Origin of the sequence: Bradyrhizobium sp. CCBAU 25360 (assembly GCF_028128695.1) — a bacterium.
GTDB classification, from domain to species: Bacteria; Pseudomonadota; Alphaproteobacteria; order Rhizobiales; family Xanthobacteraceae; genus Bradyrhizobium; species Bradyrhizobium ottawaense.
In genome coordinates this window covers 569,235-587,202 of sequence record NZ_LBJA01000001.1, presented here as the reverse complement: position 1 = coordinate 587,202, position 17,968 = coordinate 569,235, and the positions used below count along the sequence as shown (strand labels likewise).

Sequence of the window (17,968 nt, the reverse complement as noted above, 5' to 3'; positions counted from 1 at the left end):
TGTTGCTGGCTGGCGCCAGGCCTTGCGGCATGTGACTATACCACGAGGGAGGCTGCCATCGTGGCTCCCGTCGAGCCACCGGGTGGGGACCCGGTGCAGGAGCCGACCGACGTCAAGTACTACCCGTCGGACGAGCCTGTGCGGCTGGGCCTGGAGCATTACAATCGCGGCAGTTACGGACTCTCGCAGCGCTATTTCAAGGACGCCGTCGAGAAATCACCCAAGGACGTCACGGCCTGGATTGGCCTCGCAGCGAGCTACGACAAGCTGCGTCGTTTCGACCTGGCCGATCAGGCCTATGCCCAAGCGATCCGGCTGGGAGGCGAAACCGTTCAGATCCTGAATGACCAGGGATATTCGTACATGCTGCGCGGCAATCTGAATGCGGCGCGACGGAAGTTCGAGAAGGCTTATTCGCTCGATCCGGGTAATCCGGTCATCGCCAATAACCTCGAGCTTCTCAATGGCAGCCGGCGGTTCATTGAAAGACCACCCAACAACCAGCCATAAGTGCTCGACCGGCTACCGCGATCGCGACCAGTTCTCGTTAATTTGGCCCAATCACAGCATCAGCGTGACGGCTGCCGCTGCGGATGATGACAACAAGGCCATTGCGAACGGTAAATCGCGCGCCGAGCAGTTTCCGCACCTTCTCCGTGATCGGAGAGGGAAAGGGAACGGTCTCTCCCGCGACGGGATCGCCGACTTTTATCGTCTCAGTCGCGGGGCCTGCAACTGGTACAGGCTTGATATAGTCTCGGATAAGCTGAATCTCTTCACGTGACAGGATGAGCGGAGCCTGGTCAGGCTGGGTCTCCGACGGCGGCTTGGTTGTTCCACTGCTTGCCTTTTCACGTATCTCATTGGTGCTTGCGATCTGATCGAGCCTGGCTACGCGTAGCTTGAGCGCGATGATGTCACGTTGCAGTGCTGCGATCTCCAATTTGCGCGCGTTGACCTGCATGAAGACAATGATCGCGCAAACGCAGCTCACGACGAAGCCGACGCTCAGCAGTGCGATCAACCACCGCTCAAAGTTTCCCATCGACCCTCCGGTCGTCCGGGGGAGTCGATCGCGCTGGAGATGGCGCCGCCAGATGCGACGTCCTCGGTCGATCCAATCGGTAGAGCCCGTTACGCCGGTCGCCGCCTGGCCCGACCCAAAATGCGCGGGCGAGGTGGCTTCCTCTCGGTCCGGATCAACTGACGACGTTAGATTCTCGGGGACGCGATCCCCCGTAGCCAGATGAGCGGCAGGGTGGAAGGGATCCATCTGCTTATCGAGCCGGCCCATCTCCGCTCTCCATGCCGCCATCTATCAACGCAGTTCCGCCGACGCGGCTAGAACAGGGTACCCGAGGATTCGATCAATCGGAACGGAAAAGGCTCCAGGCCCCCGGCGTGAGCCGCTCTAAGGGTAGCTTCAAGAGATCGGGCACCAACTGGATGCCAAGGTTCACCCGCGCGGATGCCGACCACGAGGACGGTAGCCGGTGAGGCGAGGATTGCCGGATGCAAGGGACACCTCCGAAGCCTGCCTAGACTGCATTGCGGTCGGGCGAATTCGGCTGACGGCTTGACTTGAAGGCTGCCTTCGCACGCTCACGCAGGCGCTGGAAAACCACGTAGAGCATCGGCACCATGAATATTCCGATCGAGCTTGCGGCCAGCATGCCGGCGAAGACGGCCGTGCCGACGGCGCGCCGGCTGAGGGCGGCTGCGCCGGTCGCGATCACGAGCGGCAAGAGGCCCAGGATGAAGGCCGCCGAGGTCATCATGACGGCGCGAAAGCGCATATGTGCGCCCTGGATCGCGGCCTCGTCGAGCGGCACACCGGCCTCGCGTTGCTCCTTGGCGAACTCGACGATCAGGATGCCGTTCTTGGCGGCAAGCGCGATCAGGACGACGAGGCCGATCTGGCCGTAGAGGTCGAGATTGAGGCCAGCGATCTTGATGCCGAGATAGGATCCGAGCACGCCGACGACGACCGAGAGCAGCACGGGGATCGGGATCACGGTGCTTTCATAGAGCGCGACCAGGAACAGATAGGCGAAGAGGACGGCGAGCATGAGCACGATGCCGGTCTGGCCGGCCGCCTGCTGTTCCTGGTAGGCGGTGCCGGTCCACGCGAAACCGTAACCCGACGGCAGAACATCCTCCGAGATCTGCGTCATGGCGGCGATCGCGGCCCCGGAGGAGATGTCCGATGCCGGGCTGCCGTTGACGGTCACCGAACGATAGTTGTTGTAGCGGGTGATGACCTGCGGCCCGGTCACGATCTTGAGGCCGGCGAGGGATCGCAGCGGCACCATCTCGCCCGAGCTGTCACGCACATGGATGCGCCAGACATCGGACGTATCGCCGCGATCGAGTGCTTCACCCTGCAGATTGACCTGCCAGGTGCGACCGAACAGGTTGAAGTTGTTGACGTAGATGCCGCCAAGCGTGGCCTGGAGCGCAGTGAAGATGTCGTTGACCGTGACGCCCAGCGCCTGGGCCTTGCGGCGGTCAATATCGAGATAGAGCGATGGATTGGTCGCCGTGAATGTCGAGAACACGCGCGCGAGCCGAGGATCGGCATTGGCCGCGCCGATCAACGCGTTCGTGACGCTGGAGATCGCGGCCGGAGCCTGACCTTCCAGGGCCTGCAATTGATATTCGAAGCCACCGCCGGTGGAGAGCCCGATGATCGGCGGCAGGTTGAACGGCAGCACGTTGGCTTGCCGGATCTGCGCGCCGGCGGCGAAGGTCTTGGCGATCAGCGCCTGTGCGGAATCCGTTGCCGTCTTGCGGTCGGCGAACGGCTTCAGTCGCGCCACCACCAGCGCACTGTTCGGCTCGGAAGCTCCGTCGAGTAGCGAAAAGCCGATCACCGCGAGGACGTGATCGACGGCCGGCATCTGTTTCAAGATGTCCTCGATCTGCCGGGTGATCTCGCTGGTCCGAGCTACCGATGCGCCGTCCGGCAGCTGAACCGAGGTGAAGAAGGCGCCCTGGTCCTCCTCGGGCAGGAAGCCCGTCGGGGTCACCAGCGACAGGCCGAAGATTGCTGCGGCAAAGGCGGCCACCAGGAGAAGCGACAAGGCTGCCATGCGCACGAGCCGGCGGACCGCGCCGCTGTAACGATCCCGCACCCAGTCGATGCCGGTGAGGATGCGGCCGATGATGCCGCGACGCCGTCCTGTGTGACGCAGCAACAGCGCGCAGAGGGCCGGCGACAGCGTCAGGGCATTCAATGCCGAGATCATCATGGCGGCGCTGATCGTCACCGCGAATTGGCGGAACAGCGTGCCCGAGATGCCGGGAATGAAAGCGATCGGCACGAACACCGAGAGCAGCACCAGCGTGATCGCGACGATCGGCGCGGTGATCTGGCTCATGGCTTTCTTGCTGGCCGCGGCCGAAGACAGATCAGGCTCCTCCGCCATGACACGCTCGACATTCTCGACCACGACAATGGCGTCGTCGACCACGATGCCGATCGCGAGCACCATTGCGAGCAGGGATACGGTGTTGGCGGAATAGCCGAGCGCGAGCAGAACGGCGAAGGTGCCTACGAGGCTTACCGGGACTGCGACGGCCGGAATCGCGGTGGCCCGCATGTTTCCGAGAAACAGATAGACCACGATCACAACCAGGACGAAGGCCTCGCCCAAAGTCCACAGCACCTCCATGATCGTGTCCCGGACGAAGGTCGTGGAGTCGTATTGCACGAGATAACCGAGCCCTGCCGGAAACCGGCCGGACAGCCGCTGCATCGTGTCCGCGACCGCGCGCGCGGTGGTCACCGCGTTGGCGCCGGGGGCGAGGTAGATCGCAATCGGAACGGCAGCTCGCCCGTCGATCCGGGCTTCGCTGTCGAGATTTTGCGCGCCCAGCTCGACGCGGGCGACGTCCCTGACCAGCAGCGAGGATCCGTCCCGATCGGCGCGCAGCACGATGTTGGCGAATTGATCGGCGGTGGCGAGGCGGCCCATCGTCTGCACGTTGAACTGGAACTGCTGATCGTCGCTGATCGGCCGCGCGCCAATGCGGCCGACGGGAGCCTGGACGCTCTGTGCGCGAATGGCGGCGACCACGTCCGAGGGGGTCAGGTTGAGGCTGGTGAGGCGCTGCGTATCGAACCAGATCCGCATCGAATAATTCATCTTGGCGAACAGATTGGCCTGGCCGACGCCCGGCGTGCTCGCAATCGCGTCCAGCACGTTGATGATGGCATAATTGGTGATGAAGAGCGGGTCCTGCCGACCATCTGCACTGTAGAGCACCAGGAACTGCAGGATCGAAGAGGATCGCTTCTGGACGGTCACGCCCTGCTGTTGCACTTCCGTGGGCAATTGCGACAATGCGCTCTGGACGCGATTATTGACGTTGACCGTGTTGATGTCGGGATTGGTGCCGAGCGCGAACGAAACCGTCAGCGTGTAGCTGCCGTCGTTGCCGCTGGTCGACTTCATATAGAGCGCGCGGTCGACGCCGACCACCTGCGCCTCCAACGGCTGTGCGACGCTGCTCTCCACGACCTCGGCGGAGGCGCCGGGAAAGTTCGCGGCTACGGTGACTTGCGGCGGCACGATATCGGGAAACTGCGCCACCGGGATCTGCGTGAGCGCCAGTGCGCCGGCGATGGTGATGACAAAGGCGATCACCATCGAAAGACGCGGCCGGTCGACGAAGACGCTCGATATCATTGGCTGCCGCCCTTGGGGGTTCGGGGCTGGGGAGCGCGCCCCTCTTGCGGAGCCGCCTCGCCGGTTGAATCCTTCATGCTCGACAAGATCAGTGGACTTGCCGGCTCTGGAGAGATGGTTTGTCCGGCGCGAACCCGCTGCAAACCTTCCGCGATCACCTTGTCACCGGCCGTCAATCCGCTGATGACGGCAGCGATCGTGGGAGTCGATTGCCCGAGCTGAATGCGCCGCTGCTCCGCCTTGTCGTTTGCGCCGACGACGAGAACGTAGTCGCCGCGCTGGTCGGACAGCACTGCTGAGCGCGGGATCGCCAGCACCTCGATAGGCTGGACTCCTTCGAGGACGACGGTGACGAATTCGCCGTTGGTGAGCTCGTGGACGGTAACGCCCGCTGCCGAGGGAGCGCGCAGGATCGGGTTGGCGATCTCTCCGCGCACCGTGATCGTGTCGGTGTTCTGCGCGATGGTGTTGTCGACGAAATTCAGCTTGCCGGATTGCCCATACATGCGCCCGTCGGGCAGCCGCAATCGGATCGTCACCGCTTCGAGGCCGCCTTGGGGGCCGTAGCGTTCGCGCAACTCGAGCCCCTGGCGCAGCGGCACCGGGAACGTGACATACATTGGATCCTGGCTGACGATCGTGGTCAGCACGCCCGAATTCGGACTGACGATGTTGCCTTCCGTCACGGCCGTGCGTCCGATCTTGCCGTCGATCGGCGCGCTGATGATGGTGTAGTCGAGGTTGATCTGCGAGGCCTGGACCTGCGCCTGTGCAGCTTTGACCTGCGCCTCGAGGCTGCGCTGGCTCGCGAGGGCGGCATCGTAGGTCGATTGCTGCCCGGCCGGTCCGCCAAGCAGGGTGCGGGCGCGCTCGGTGGTCAATTTGGCGTTCTCGAGCGTCGCTTCGAGCTGTGCTACCTGCGCCTGCTTGGCGGCGACATCCGCCTCGAACGGGCCGCGTTCGAGCCGGTAAAGCTGCTCGCCTTTCCTGATTTCCGCGCCCTCGGTGAACAGCCGCTGCTCCAGAAAAGCGGTGACGCGAGCGGCAATATTAACCTGGTTGATGGCCTCGATCCGGCCGAGAAACTCACTGCTCTCGGTGATCGGCCGCTGCGCCGCTTCGACGACGCCGACGGCAGGTGCGGGTGGAGCTGGCTGCGGCCGCGCGGGTTCGCCGGCCAACAATGTCACGAGGCTCGCCGCCAGCAGTCCGAGCCGGACGTCAGCAAGGTTCATCGTCCGCTCCCTGCACCAGGCTCGGAACTGCCGGCGTCAGGCCTCCGCGATTCGACCAGCCGAGCTAGTCCCGCGCGGTTCGGTTACTGCGCGCCGGCTCGTCGTAGCCCTTGCGATGGCTATAGAACATCAGCGCGATCAGGCCGCAGCCGAGCACCAGAACGAGGATCGCAGCCGCCGCCAGCACGATGTTCCCGTATGGCGGCATCGAGGGCGTCGCCCTCCAGACTGACACGCAGAACCAGCTCGCGCCGAGGAAAAGCACTGCCAGCACGGCGACGAGGAGCCATTGGTTCTTGTTGCGTACCATTTCCTCATCCCCTTCGGACTACCAGCGCCATCCGCAATGACGGCGCCCACGATGCCACCAGCAAACCCAGCGGCGGCGTCGGCGCGGTCGCGGGCCCCAGCCAGGACGAGACGGGCCCCAGCCGGGTCGCGGCGGAGGTCCCCATTGCACCGGGATGGCGCGATCCTCCGGTGCCCGGCCGGCCCGAGAGAGATCGGGATCGACCGGCATTGCGTCCGCAACACCGATGAGGTGCGCGCCGGATGCTCCGATCGCGGCGGCGGCAATAGCGTTCATCGCAAGGCTGAGGAAGACGCGGCGACTGGGAGCATCCATGGTTGTTCTCTCCTCTGTTATCCGGTCGTTCGCACCGATTGCAGCGCATAGAGCAGCCATGCCAGGCCATGGGCAATCAGGTCGACGCCCAACAAGAAGCCGAGAGCCCAAGCGCTGATGGTGGGGAAGCCGAACAGGACCAGCACGCCGGCGATCACCGCGAAGACGCCCGAGATCAGCATCATCCATCCGTTCTGCCGCCAATAGGCAAAGCTCAGCACGCATCGAATGACACCCGAAGCGAACAGCACCGCGCCGAGGAAATAGGTCAGGATCAGCGCGCCCGAGACCGGCTGGGTGAGCAGCACGACACCGGAGGCGAGGTAGAGCGCGCCGAGCACGACTTGCCAAAGGAACCCGCCCCATCCCTTGGTCCAGAAGGCGTGGGCAATCTCGAATGCGCCGGCGGCGATCGCGATGAGCCCGATGAGCTTGACACTGACGACGGTGGCGAAGGCAAGGTCGCCGAGCGCGAGCAGGCCGGCGGCGATCAGGACGACGCCGAGGAGTGCACAAACCCACAGCGGCGGAGCAACCACGGCATCGAGACTCCCGCGACTGTCATACACTGTCATGCGACCTCCTGGGCGGTTACGGCCCGATCGAGCATGCATCGGATCCTAACGTCGAACACCCGACGCCGACATCGGACGAAACCCTGAGCGGCGGGGCGGGAATGTTCTCATCCTCTCCCTGCGCGGACCGGCATCAAGAGCAGACCGAACCGCGGGACCGAGACGGCGGGATCAGAGACCGCCTCGCGGTCCCAATGTCAGATGAGTCACGCCAGCCGCGAGATTGAGCCCGATCGAGCGTTCGACCGAGATCGGCTGCAGCATCACGCTCCTCCGCGAGCCGCCGACCAGGACGTTGGCGCCGAGGCCGGGACCGAATGCAAAATTGCCGCTCGCGCCGACATAACTGCCGCGCAACGTGCCGGGGCCTATCCGCGAGTTCCTGGCGAAGACGGCCCAGGATAGCGCGCCGGCGCTGGTCACACCGATATCAACGCCGACGCGCCGTATCCGTCCCTCGTAGACGTACTGCCGGGGCGGGCGCAGCGCGTTGAACACGCAACGCAGCGCCTGCGTCGATCCAAGCACCAGTCCGACGCGTGGCTCCGAGGAGCACAGGAGCCTGCCGACCCTGAATCTCTCGGCTTGCGCGGGCGAGGTGACGGCGCAAAGAACGACGGATGCGCCGATGGCGGCAAGATATCTCAACGCTTGCATTCAATCCTCCCGTTGGCTCGTGATGTCCCTGGCGGCGCTCTGCGAGGGGCTGCCGTCCTGGCGCCACCAGAACGAGATGGCGAGGCCAATCAGCAGCACCGCCCCGAGCAGGAAGAAGAAGATGGATTGCTTCAGCCAGGATATCGCCGGAACGGCGGCGCCCATCGCAAGGCCAAGGAAGGCGATCTGCAACGACAGCAGGCTCAGGCCCGCAAGGAACGTGCCGAGCGCGAGCAACGTCAGCAGGACGAGTCCCGTTGCAGGGGTCGGAAGCAATTGCTGCACGCCGGAGACCAGCATGATGTTCATCGTGATCAGGACCGCGATCCAGTGCAGGGCCTGCGTCCAGATCAGCCGGATCTGGCCCTCCTTGCCCTCTATCTCCGGCCACTTGGTGACAACGCAGACCACGCCGATGGCGAGCGCCAGGAACTCCCAATAGCCGGTCAACGGCTGGTGCGAGACGTTGGTGTAGGCAACGCCGACGATGGCGAGCAGCAGCGCGACGACATAGGGAAGTTGCTGCCACAGGAAACGGGCCGTTGTCGAACGCGCCGGGGCATCATTCGAATGCGCTTCGAACTCGCTCATGGCTGCTCACTCGCAATCGATCGTGGCTTGGGTCCGCCACCCAGATAGTCCTCGACATAAAACCTGACGATCGCAACCCGACCGATCGCAACCAGCGGCATCGCGACCGCTACGCCCATGACGCCGAACTGAGCGCCGAGAAGGACGATCGCAACCAGTGTCCACGCCGGAGGGGTCTCGACCGCCTGGCGCTGGATCAGTGGGCCGATCACGTAGCCCTCGATCGACTGGATGATGGTGTACACGGCGACCGCCCAGATCAGGAGCGATGCGCCGAGCGGCATCGCGACGAGCGCGATCGGGATCGCGGCAACAATCGGCCCGAGATAGGGAATGAAGTTCGACAGACCGGCTTGAAGTCCGAGCACGAAGGGACCGGGCAGCCCGATGAGATAGAGCGCGAGCCACACGCACAACGTCATCAGCATGATGCGGATCAATTGTCCGACGAACCACAGCCGCATGACGTTGCCCATCTCGTCCATCACGGCGCGCGCACGGGCGCGATGGGAATGCCTGACCAGCGCGATCACGCTTTCGCGGTGGCCGGTGGGATCGAAAGCGAAGAGAATGCCGAGGAACAGGATCACCAGCACGGCGGTCAAGAGGCTCGACGCTCCGCCGAGCAGAAACTGAGCGTGGCTGAAGAACCGGCCCTGATCGGCGAACAGCCATTGTGCAAAGTCGCGGCCCCATTCCGGGCCGAGCAGGTCCACGCCATACGACAGCAGGTGTTCTTGGAGCAGATCAACCTGCGCATCCATCACTTTCAGAAGCAGGCGTGTCTGTTCCGGCAACTTGCGCGCGCCCCAGGCGAGGCCGAAACAAGAGAGCGCGGACAGAAGCAAGACAACGAGCGTCAACCGCCAGGCTCGTTTGAGTGGAAGGACCGGCGCCAAAGCTCGCGCCAATGCGTCCAGAAAGGCGGCGAACAGCACCCCGGCAAAGACAATCAGAAGGCTGGAGACCATTTGCCAGATCAGGAATAAAGCGACGCCGGCGGCGAGGAGGGTGAGACCGACGGCTAGCAGGCTTGGCCGTCCGGCCTCGTCGGCAGCGTTCTCATGCCGAGGGAGCTCTCGGTATTCTTCGGAGCGCATGCCGGAATCGCTGTCAGGTTGATCCATTGAAGGGGCCACTAGGATGTCTCAGGTGCGAAGGCGGCGGCTGCCATAATGCGGGTGTCTGCCGCCGCGATGACGCCAGTACCGGTGCTTTGTCGGATTGGTGTTTGTGTTCGGGGGCGCCTCCTTTTTGGATGTGGCGGTCCCGATCTGCTTTGCCATCGCCGCGCTGTCGTCTTTCGATTGCGCGAGCGTGACGGCGGGCGGCGCCGCGACGGCCAGTAACCCGGCAAGGAGCAAGCTGCAACGCGTGATCATCATGTTCATGTTCGCCTCCCTACAATCAAAGACGCTGGGTCAGATCGAAATGGCACCGACGGCGAGCCCGTAGACTCCACCGCCCGCCGCGATTGCGACCGCCGCAAACAGGATGGCTTCGGTTCTCGTGAATGTGCTTTCCTTGCGCTCGCGTTTGGCCATCAGGAACAGCAAGGTTCCGGGCGCGTAGAGGATCGAGGACAGCAGGAGAAACTTTGGTCCGCCGGCGTAGATCATCGCGGCGGCGTAGAGCGTCGCGACGGCGGCGCGGATCCAATCGGTCGTGCGGGCGCGCTCGCCGGCGTAATAGGTCTCGCCGGTCGATGCGAGCTTGAGGCCATAGGCCGCGACGAGAACGTAGGGAATCAGCGTCATCGCGCTCGTCATCTTCAGTGCGAGCGTGAAGGCATATTCGGCGAACCAGCTGGCGAGCAGAAACGCCTGGATCACACAGTTGGTCAGCCAGAGCGCACCGACAGGAACCTTGTTCGCATTCTCGCGCGCGAGAAAGGACGGCATCGTGTGGTGCATCGCCGCCGAATGCAGGATCTCCGCGGCGAGCAGCGACCAGGACAGATAGTTGCCGAGGATCGAGATCAACAGGGCCAGGCTGATGAACACGCTGCCCCAGCGCCCGACCATTGATTCCATCACGCCTGCCATCGACGGCGTCGAAAGATCCGCCAGCTCGCTCCGCGGCAACACGCCGTAGGACAGCAGCGTCACCAGGACGAGCAGGCAGAGAACGCTCAGAAAGCCCACCACCGTCGCAATGCCGATGTCGGCGCGATTCCTGGCGTAGCGCGAATAGACGCTCGCGCCCTCGACGCCGACGAACACGAATACGGTAAGCAGCATCGTAGAGCGCACCTGGCTCAGCACCTGCTGGAGATTGGGCGGCTCAGTTCCCCAGAAATTCTGCACCAACAGGTCGCGATCGAGGACGAACGCGGCCACGACGATGAACAGGAGTATCGGAACGATCTTTGCGAAGGTTGCAATCGTGTTGAGCCTGGCCGCGCCCCTGATGCCCCGCAGCACGAGAAAGTGCACACTCCACAAAAGCAGTGTCGCCGATGCAATGGCCGTCGGCGTCGTGCCGTCGCCAAAGATCGGAAAGAACTGCCCGAGTGTGGCCTTGATCAGAATGAGACAGGCGACGTCGGCAAGACAGCAGCCGATCCAGTAGCCGGCCGCCGACGCGAATCCGATGTAGTCGCCGAATCCGGCCTTGGCGTAGGCATAAATGCCGGCATCCAGCTCCGGTTTGCGCTGCGACAGCGACTGGAAAACGAGCGCCAGCATGAGCATGCCCGTCCCTGCGATGATCCATGCGATGATCGCACCGAAGGCGCCGGTGGCACGCCCGAACGCCGCAGGCAGGGCGAAGATGCCGGATCCCACCATCGATCCGATCACAAGCGCGATCAACGCGTTGCGCGAAAGCTCTTGATTGGCCTCGTTCGACGAAGACGCCATGACGGAGAATGGTCTCCCAATCCGCAACGCGGCGATGGTCGCATCTGCCGACCGCCCCCTGCGGACGACCTTAGAAGTGTCTGCCGCATGCGCACATCAGGGATTCTCTGTAGGTGGTGAGGGCAGAAAAATCAGCCGCCGCCCGGGGCTCCGCATGCCGTCTGCGGCGGGCTGGCCACAAGCACGACGCTGCCGCGGCAGAATTCACCGGCCTTGGCGAGCTCGGCGGCAAGGCGTCTGGCGTGCAGGATGGCTGCATCCTGATCTCGGCAGTCCTGTCCGATCCCGTCGGGAAAGAGGCCGTATCTGTCGGCGATGTGAAAGAAGAAGCGCATGGCATGGGTTAGATCGCGACCCGCGCCGGCTTCCAAGTGACAAAGCCGTAAGGAGCATACGCCAAAGGGCTTAGACGTCGTTCCAAGCTCTCGCATCGGTAATGTGCGGCATCCCTGCGATGCCTGCGACAGAGGGTAATTTCCACGGGCGGCATTCGGGTGATTGTCCGATGCCGTTCCGGAAGCCCGAGGATTAGCGTCGTCGCCCCGGCGAAGTCCAAAGGAGGCGGATGTGTCAAATTTCGATCAGAACCTGACTGCGGCAGAGCCGGCTGGCGGCGCGTCTGCGGTGGACGCTGGCCTGCATGAATACATGCTGCGCATCTACGCACACATGGCCGCGGGCGTCGGCTTGACCGCTGTCGTGGCCTGGCTGACCTATCAGCTCACCGGCCCGGCGCTGCTGCAGAGCCCATTGATGTGGGTCTTCATTCTGGCGCCGCTGGGGCTGGTTTTCTTCATCGGCTCGCGCATCAATACGCTGTCCGTGTCGACGGCGCGGCTGCTGTTCTTCCTCTACGCCGCCTTGGTCGGCGTATCGCTCTCGACGTTGTTCCACATCTACACGAACTCGTCGATTGCCCGGGTCTTCTTCATTGCGGCCGCGAGTTTCGGAGCGCTCAGCGCCTTCGGGTATACGACGCGACGCGATCTCTCCGGGCTGGGCACGTTCCTGTTCATGGGGTTGATCGGCGTCATCATCGCAAGCCTGATCAACATCTTTCTGTCCTCGAGCGCACTTGACTGGCTGATCTCGATCGTTGGCGTCGGCGTATTTGCCGGGCTTACGGCCTACGACACGCAGCGTATCAAGGCGATGTACGACAGCGCGGATGACCATACCGCTGCGGGTCGCAAGTCGGTCATCGCGGCGCTGTCGCTCTATCTGAACTTCATCAACCTCTTCATGATGCTGCTGCGGCTTGCGGGCGGCCGGCGCTGAGACAGGGAGGAACGGCGGCTTCAGGCCGCTGGCCGCTCTACTGCACTCGTCAGCGCATCGCGGAGGAGTTTTTCCTTCGTCTCGTCGAGTGACGTCTTGAGCACAACGCCGCCGGCGCTCTTGATCTCGTTGATCACCTTGTCCGCCGTCATGTGCTTGATCAAGACGAACAAGGCCGCGTTGCCGGGCTGGAGGCTGGTCGACAAGCTCTTCATGAAGGCGTCGTCGATGCCGAAGTCCGAGAGCGCACCGCCGAGCGCGCCGGACGCGGCGCCCACCGCGACTCCGAGGATTGGGTTCAGGAACAGGACGCCGATGAGAAGGCCCCAGAAGCTTCCCGTCATTGCGCCCATCGCAGTGGTATTGACGAGTTGATTGAGCTTGATGCCGCCCGCGTCCGTCTTCACGGCAATCACGGCGTCGCTGATTGTGATCAGATATTCCTTCTGCAGCTTGAATAGCTGCTGGCGCACTTCTTCTGCCTTTGCTTCCGACGGATACACGATCGCGACAAGATCGGACATTGACACCTCCCGTTGATCCAAATGCGAACCGGAGCAGTCGAAGCTACCGTGCAAGGAGACCCGCCGCGATTGGAGGAAACCCCGGACGTTGGCGGAGGAATGTCCCGATGGCGCAGGCACCGTTGCGGCATTCAGGCCCGGGTGGCGTACGACAACCAACAGCACGTCATTTACGCCGCCCGGCCGATATCGGACTGAGCGCTGCCGTCAGCGGCGGCGATTTTGCACGCAGGTGCCCTGCCGTCCGCTCACCGATGCGCGGCATTGGGAACGGGTCTCATACATGCAGTTGAGCATTCCCTTGATCTTCGAGCACCATGCCAGATCCTGCGCTTGTACGGGCGTCGACGGGCCCATCGCGCTGAGCGCAATGAAGATGGTGGCGGACAGCAAAGCCAGCTTTCTCATGTCGATCCTCCTAAGGTCGTGTGAATCATTCGGAGCCTGAGCGGCCGGTTCCCTTGCCACCTGCTGCTTTGGCGAGAGCGCCGCGGCGGGAGCAGGTGCAGCCTTAATGCACCGCTTGCGGCGTCCCCGGTATCGGGTGATTGCCTGACGTTGCCCTGGGAATCTTCTGACCGCTGCCGGAAGGTTCTCCGGACCACGATTGCATCGGTGATCGCTCAGTAGATTTACCGATGGAAGGGAGATGATCTATCGACAAGATTGTCAGTGGAGCAGTTGACCGATGATCATGTCATGCCGATGCGGCCGCTGAATATCGCGCTTGTCGCAGCGGTCGCCACGCTGCTGGTTGCCGCTTGTGAAAGGGACCCGGTGGAGGATACGTCCCCGGCGCCACGTCCGGTTCGTACGACCACGGTCGAGAAGCGCGAGCAGCTGACGCCGTTCACGTTCACCGGGCGCATCGAGGCGGAGGACGAGGTAAGCATTGCATTTCGAATCGGCGGGCGACTGCTTTCGAACAGCACCCGGCTTGGTGATCGCGTCCAGGCCGGCCAGCTTCTGGCGCAACTGGAATCGCAGAACGAAGCGAACGCGCTACGCCAGGCGCAGGCGGCGCTTGCTGCTGCGCAAGGCCAGCTCATTCAGGCCCGCAATCATTTCGAGCGTCAGCAGACGCTGCTGGCGCAGGGCTGGACCACCCGCGCCAACTTCGAAGCCGCGACGCAGGCGCAGCAGACCGCCCAATCGCAGCTCGATATGGCCGAAGCCCAGTTGAGCGCCGCCCACGATCAAGTCGGCTTTACCGAGCTGCGCGCCGATGCGCCGGGCAAGGTCACCGAAACCGGCCCCGCCGCCGGCGAGGTCGTCCAGGCCGGGCAGACGATCGCGAAGATCGCTCGCCAGGACGGTCGCGATGCGGTCTTCGATGTGCCCGCCCAACTGGTGAGAGCGGCGCCTGCCAATCTGCAGGTAACGGTCGCGCTCACGGACGATCCGGCAGTGACGGCGCAAGGGCGCGTCCGGCAGGTCGCCGCCCAGGCCAACCCGGTCACGCGGACCTTCGAGGTCAAGGTGGGCCTTACCGATCCGCCGGCTGCGATGCGGCTCGGGGCGACCGTGGTCGGGCGCGCCGAGGCGAGCTCCGGCCCGATGATCGGCATTCCCGCAACCGCGCTGACCAGGATGAATCAACAGCCGGCCGTCTGGGTCTTCGATCCCTCGGCCAATACGGTCTCAGTGCGGAACGTCGACGTGCTGCGGTTCGACCAGGCGCAGGTGATCGTCGCGCAAGGGCTTGATGCCGGCGAGATCGTCGTGACTGCAGGCGTTCAGGCCCTTCATCCAGGCCAGAAGGTGCGCGTGCTCGGGTCGGGGCGATGAGTGGATTCAACCTTTCGGAATGGGCGCTGGGGCGACGCTCGCTGGTCGTCTACCTCATGCTGATAGCGGTGGCCGCCGGCGTCCTGTCATATTTCCGGCTGGGCCGGAACGAGGATCCCGCCTTCACGATCCGGACCATGGTCGTTCATGCCGTCTGGCCAGGGGCGACGGCCGACGAGACGATGAAGCAGCTGACGGAGCGCCTCGAGCGCCAATTGCAGGAGACCCCGCATCTGGATTTCCTGCGCAGCTTCACCCGGCCGGGCCTCACGACCATCTTCGTGAACCTCAAGGGAAGCGCCAATGCGCGGGATGTCTCCGATACCTGGTACCACGTACGGAAGACGATCGGCGACATTCGCCATACGCTGCCTGCCGGTGTCGTCGGGCCGTTCTTCGACGACGATTTCGGCGACACCTTTGGCATCGTCTACGGCTTCACCAGCGACGGCTTTGCGCAACGCGAGCTGCGTGACCGGGTCGAGGCGATCCGTTCGCAGCTCCTGGCTGTACCGGATGTCGCGAAGATCGAGCTGCTGGGCGCACAGGAGGAAGTGATCTTCGTCGAGTTCTCCAAGCAGGAGCTTGCAAATCTCGGCGTCGATCGCACGGCCCTGATCGCGGCGTTGCGGGCGCAGAACATCGTGATGCCGGCGGGAACGATTCAGACCGGCACGGAGCGGATATCGTTGCGGGTGTCGGGCAGCTTCCTGTCCGAGCAGGACATTGCCGATATCAACTTCGCCGCCGGCGGTCGCATGCTGCGCCTGAGCGACCTTGCGATGGTGCGGCGGGGCTACGCCGATCCACCCCAGCCACTGTTCCGGATCAATGGCCGTCCGGCGATCGGGCTTGCCATTGCCATGCGCGACGGCGGCGACATCCTCGCGCTGGGCAGGAACGTCAAGGCGGAGATGGCGCGGATCACTGCTGATCTGCCGATCGGGATCGAGCCGAGCCTGGTGGCCGACCAGGCCGTCGTCGTGGGCAAAGCGGTCGGCGAGTTCATGACCTCGTTGTTGCAGGCGATCGCCATCATTCTGGTCGTGAGCTTCATCAGCCTCGGTGTTCGTCCGGGTCTGATCATCGCGCTGGCGATCCCGCTCACGCTCGCGATCGTGTTTCCGGTCATGGCGGTCCTTCACATCGACATGCAGCGCATATCGCTCGGCGCCCTGATCATTGCGCTTGCCCTGCTGGTCGATGACGCCATGACGACGACGGACGCCACGCTCATTCGCCTGGCGTTGGGCGACAGCAAGGTCGAGGCCGCCAGCTACGCGTTTCGGACCCACGCGCTTGCCATGCTTGCGGGGACGCTCGTGACAATCGCGGGCTTCGTTCCAGTCGGCTTTGCCGCCAGCGCCGCGAGCGAATACACGTTCTCGCTGTTCGCAGTGGTCGCGATCGCACTGCTGGCGTCCTGGTTCGTCGCGGTGATCTTCGCGCCACTGCTCGGCGTTGCCATCCTTGTCCCGCCAACGCAGAAGGGCGCTACGACTCCCGGACGGGTGTTCCGGCTGTATCGACGATTGCTGATATCGGCGATCCGCGCCAAGTGGTTGACCCTCGGTGGGACGGCCGCGCTGTTCGCCGCCTCCGTGCTCGCGCTGCCGCTCGTCCCGCAACAGTTCTTTCCGTCCTCCGATCGGCCGGAACTGCTGGTCGATCTCAGCCTGCCGCAGAATGCATCGATTTTTGCCAGCGAAACCGCGGCAAAGCGTCTGGACAAGATGCTCACGGGCGATCCCGATGTCGCGCATTGGAGCACCAATGTCGGGCGCGGTGCGATCCGGTTCTATCTGCCGCTCAGCGTCGAATTGCCGAACGACTTCTTCACGCAGGCGGTCGTCGTCGCCAGAGACATGGGGGCGCGTGAGCGGCTCCACGGCAAGCTGGAACGATTCCTCGCCGACGAGTTTCCGAACGCGATCTCGTCGGTGTCTCCGCTCGGCCTCGGTCCCCCGGTCGGATGGCCACTGCAGTATCGCGTCAGCGGTCCGGACGTCGAGCGGGTGCGCGACATCGCGCTCGAGGTCGCACGGATCGTCGGGGCCGATCCGGCCGCCAAGAGCGTGAATTTCGACTGGATGGAGCCCGATCGCCAGGTGCGGATTCGCGTCAACCAGGACGAGGCCCGCCTTCTCGGCCTCAGTTCGCAGACGATTTCCACCGTTCTGAACACCGTGATATCCGGCACGCCGGTCACGCAGGTGCGGGACGATATCTACCTGGTCGATGTGGTGGTCCGCGCAACCGACGAACAGCGCGTCTCGCTGGCGAGCTTGCGCACGTTGCAGATGCCGATCGCGGGCGGGCGAACCGTTCCACTGAGCCAGTTTGCATCGTTCGAGTATGATCAGGAGTTTCCGCTGATCTGGCGACGAGATCGCGTGCCCACGCTCACGGTTCGGGCCGCCATTGCCGACCGCGTGCTGCCGGAGACGGTCGTCAACAGGCAGGCCGCGGCCATGGCAAAGCTGAAGGCGGCGCTGCCGGCTTCATACCGCGTCGTGGTCGGCGGCACGGTGGAGGAAAGCCGGAATTCGCAGGCGTCCGTCATGGCGGTGGTGCCTGTGATGCTGTTCGTCATGTTCACGGTCCTGATGGCCCAGTTGCAGAGCTTTCCGCGATTGTTGATGGTCGTCAGTGTTGCGCCGCTCGGTCTGATCGGCGTCGTCGCAGCGCTGCTGTTGTCGGGCCGGCCGTTGGGCTTCGTCGCCATTCTCGGTGTGCTTGCGCTGCTCGGCATGATCAGCAAGAACGCGGTCATCCTGATCGGTCAGATCGAGGCGGAGCGTTCACTGGGGAAGGGGCCCTGGCTGGCCGCGGTGGACGCCAGCAGTTCCCGCTTTCGTCCAATCATGCTGACGGCCATCTCCACCGTTCTCGGCATGATCCCGATTGCTCCGACGGTGTTCTGGGGGCCAATGGCCTTTGCGATCATGGGCGGCCTGCTGGTTGCGACCGGTCTGACCCTGGTCTTCCTGCCGACACTGTATGTCGCCTGGTTCGGCGGAAAGGAGCAGGCCGAAGCGTCCGGCTCTTCGTCCGCGGCCTGAGAGCGCGTGGGCGGTGAGGGTAATCCCGGACCTCGACTAGGTAATCACCTGATTGGCCATGCGTGCCCCACGGCGCATCGT

Annotated in this window: 17 protein-coding genes; 4 read left to right on the top strand and 13 right to left on the bottom strand. The window is 63.8% G+C overall.

Annotated features, from left to right (window positions below; translation table 11 throughout):
- Positions 1–60: 60 nt before the first annotated feature.
- Positions 61–510: a tetratricopeptide repeat protein gene (locus tag XH81_RS02625; protein WP_240536539.1), complete on the top strand. Its 450-nt coding sequence runs from the start codon at positions 61–63 to the stop codon at positions 508–510.
- A 37-nt stretch (positions 511–547) separates the two neighbouring features.
- Here XH81_RS02625 and XH81_RS02620 read toward each other — a convergent pair whose 3' ends face one another.
- From XH81_RS02620 to XH81_RS02570, 11 genes are all read right to left on the bottom strand, one after another.
- A complete protein-coding gene (locus tag XH81_RS02620; RefSeq protein ID WP_028143803.1) occupies positions 548–1,294 on the bottom strand; it encodes a hypothetical protein in 747 nt (248 codons plus the stop codon).
- Between the two features lie 244 nt (positions 1,295–1,538).
- Entirely contained in the window at positions 1,539–4,691 is a 3,153-nt protein-coding gene (locus XH81_RS02615; protein WP_028143802.1) for an efflux RND transporter permease subunit, read from the bottom strand.
- Positions 4,688–5,926, bottom strand: a complete 1,239-nt coding sequence (locus XH81_RS02610; RefSeq protein WP_049801799.1) for an efflux RND transporter periplasmic adaptor subunit — start codon at positions 5,924–5,926, stop codon at positions 4,688–4,690. The genes XH81_RS02615 and XH81_RS02610 overlap by 4 nt, the downstream gene beginning before the upstream one ends.
- Before the next feature lie 64 nt (positions 5,927–5,990).
- Entirely contained in the window at positions 5,991–6,236 is a 246-nt protein-coding gene (locus XH81_RS02605) for a hypothetical protein (protein WP_028143801.1), read from the bottom strand.
- Between the two features lie 332 nt (positions 6,237–6,568).
- On the bottom strand, positions 6,569–7,126 hold the full coding sequence (locus XH81_RS02600) for an HdeD family acid-resistance protein (RefSeq protein ID WP_271595660.1): 558 nt from the start codon (positions 7,124–7,126) through the stop codon (positions 6,569–6,571).
- A 171-nt stretch (positions 7,127–7,297) separates the two neighbouring features.
- Complete coding sequence (locus XH81_RS02595; protein ID WP_028143799.1) at positions 7,298–7,783, bottom strand: DUF992 domain-containing protein; 486 nt, start codon at positions 7,781–7,783, stop codon at positions 7,298–7,300.
- Positions 7,784–8,374, bottom strand: coding sequence for a hypothetical protein (locus XH81_RS02590; protein ID WP_028143798.1), 591 nt, complete (start codon positions 8,372–8,374; stop codon positions 7,784–7,786).
- Complete coding sequence (locus tag XH81_RS02585) at positions 8,371–9,474, bottom strand: AI-2E family transporter (RefSeq protein ID WP_028143797.1); 1,104 nt, start codon at positions 9,472–9,474, stop codon at positions 8,371–8,373. The genes XH81_RS02590 and XH81_RS02585 overlap by 4 nt, the downstream gene beginning before the upstream one ends.
- A 48-nt stretch (positions 9,475–9,522) precedes the next feature.
- A complete protein-coding gene (locus XH81_RS02580; RefSeq protein ID WP_028143796.1) occupies positions 9,523–9,765 on the bottom strand; it encodes a hypothetical protein in 243 nt (80 codons plus the stop codon).
- Between the two features lie 30 nt (positions 9,766–9,795).
- Positions 9,796–11,235 carry a basic amino acid/polyamine antiporter gene (locus XH81_RS02575; RefSeq protein ID WP_028143795.1) on the bottom strand — a complete coding sequence of 480 codons (1,440 nt, stop codon included), beginning with the start codon at positions 11,233–11,235 and terminating at the stop codon, positions 9,796–9,798.
- Positions 11,236–11,366: 131 nt separating this feature from the next.
- Positions 11,367–11,570, bottom strand: coding sequence for a DUF6894 family protein (locus tag XH81_RS02570; RefSeq protein ID WP_028143794.1), 204 nt, complete (start codon positions 11,568–11,570; stop codon positions 11,367–11,369).
- A 232-nt stretch (positions 11,571–11,802) separates the two neighbouring features.
- On the opposite strand from XH81_RS02570, the gene XH81_RS02565 reads away from it, so the two are divergent.
- A complete protein-coding gene (locus XH81_RS02565; protein WP_028143793.1) occupies positions 11,803–12,513 on the top strand; it encodes a Bax inhibitor-1/YccA family protein in 711 nt (236 codons plus the stop codon).
- Positions 12,514–12,533: 20 nt separating this feature from the next.
- Here the strand turns inward: XH81_RS02565 and XH81_RS02560 are convergent, their stop codons facing one another.
- Both XH81_RS02560 and XH81_RS02555 read right to left on the bottom strand, forming a co-directional pair.
- A complete protein-coding gene (locus XH81_RS02560; protein ID WP_028143792.1) occupies positions 12,534–13,037 on the bottom strand; it encodes a DUF1269 domain-containing protein in 504 nt (167 codons plus the stop codon).
- Between the two features lie 207 nt (positions 13,038–13,244).
- Positions 13,245–13,445 (bottom strand): DUF3551 domain-containing protein, encoded by a 201-nt coding sequence (locus XH81_RS02555; RefSeq protein ID WP_049824252.1) that lies wholly within the window; start codon positions 13,443–13,445, stop codon positions 13,245–13,247.
- 273 nt (positions 13,446–13,718) lie between these two features.
- On the opposite strand from XH81_RS02555, the gene XH81_RS02550 reads away from it, so the two are divergent.
- Both XH81_RS02550 and XH81_RS02545 read left to right on the top strand, forming a co-directional pair.
- Entirely contained in the window at positions 13,719–14,825 is a 1,107-nt protein-coding gene (locus XH81_RS02550; RefSeq protein WP_028143791.1) for an efflux RND transporter periplasmic adaptor subunit, read from the top strand.
- Entirely contained in the window at positions 14,822–17,887 is a 3,066-nt protein-coding gene (locus XH81_RS02545) for an efflux RND transporter permease subunit (protein ID WP_028143790.1), read from the top strand. Before XH81_RS02550 ends, XH81_RS02545 begins: the two co-directional genes overlap by 4 nt.
- Positions 17,888–17,968: the final 81 nt, after the last annotated feature.

Excerpts from the sequence above, each read along its gene's own strand:
- XH81_RS02620 (WP_028143803.1), bottom strand. The coding sequence starts at position 1,294 with ATGGGCCGGCTCGATAAGCAGATGGATCCCTTCCACCCTGCCGCTCAT.
- XH81_RS02615 (WP_028143802.1), bottom strand. The coding sequence starts at position 4,691 with ATGATATCGAGCGTCTTCGTCGACCGGCCGCGTCTTTCGATGGTGATC.
- XH81_RS02610 (WP_049801799.1), bottom strand. The coding sequence starts at position 5,926 with ATGAACCTTGCTGACGTCCGGCTCGGACTGCTGGCGGCGAGCCTCGTG.
- XH81_RS02605 (WP_028143801.1), bottom strand. The coding sequence starts at position 6,236 with ATGGTACGCAACAAGAACCAATGGCTCCTCGTCGCCGTGCTGGCAGTG.
- XH81_RS02600 (WP_271595660.1), bottom strand. The coding sequence starts at position 7,126 with ATGACAGTGTATGACAGTCGCGGGAGTCTCGATGCCGTGGTTGCTCCG.
- XH81_RS02595 (WP_028143799.1), bottom strand. The coding sequence starts at position 7,783 with ATGCAAGCGTTGAGATATCTTGCCGCCATCGGCGCATCCGTCGTTCTT.
- XH81_RS02590 (WP_028143798.1), bottom strand. The coding sequence starts at position 8,374 with ATGAGCGAGTTCGAAGCGCATTCGAATGATGCCCCGGCGCGTTCGACA.
- XH81_RS02585 (WP_028143797.1), bottom strand. The coding sequence starts at position 9,474 with ATGCGCTCCGAAGAATACCGAGAGCTCCCTCGGCATGAGAACGCTGCC.
- XH81_RS02580 (WP_028143796.1), bottom strand. The coding sequence starts at position 9,765 with ATGAACATGATGATCACGCGTTGCAGCTTGCTCCTTGCCGGGTTACTG.
- XH81_RS02575 (WP_028143795.1), bottom strand. The coding sequence starts at position 11,235 with ATGGCGTCTTCGTCGAACGAGGCCAATCAAGAGCTTTCGCGCAACGCG.
- XH81_RS02570 (WP_028143794.1), bottom strand. The coding sequence starts at position 11,570 with ATGCGCTTCTTCTTTCACATCGCCGACAGATACGGCCTCTTTCCCGAC.
- XH81_RS02560 (WP_028143792.1), bottom strand. The coding sequence starts at position 13,037 with ATGTCCGATCTTGTCGCGATCGTGTATCCGTCGGAAGCAAAGGCAGAA.
- XH81_RS02555 (WP_049824252.1), bottom strand. The coding sequence starts at position 13,445 with ATGAGAAAGCTGGCTTTGCTGTCCGCCACCATCTTCATTGCGCTCAGC.
- XH81_RS02545 (WP_028143790.1), top strand. The coding sequence starts at position 14,822 with ATGAGTGGATTCAACCTTTCGGAATGGGCGCTGGGGCGACGCTCGCTG.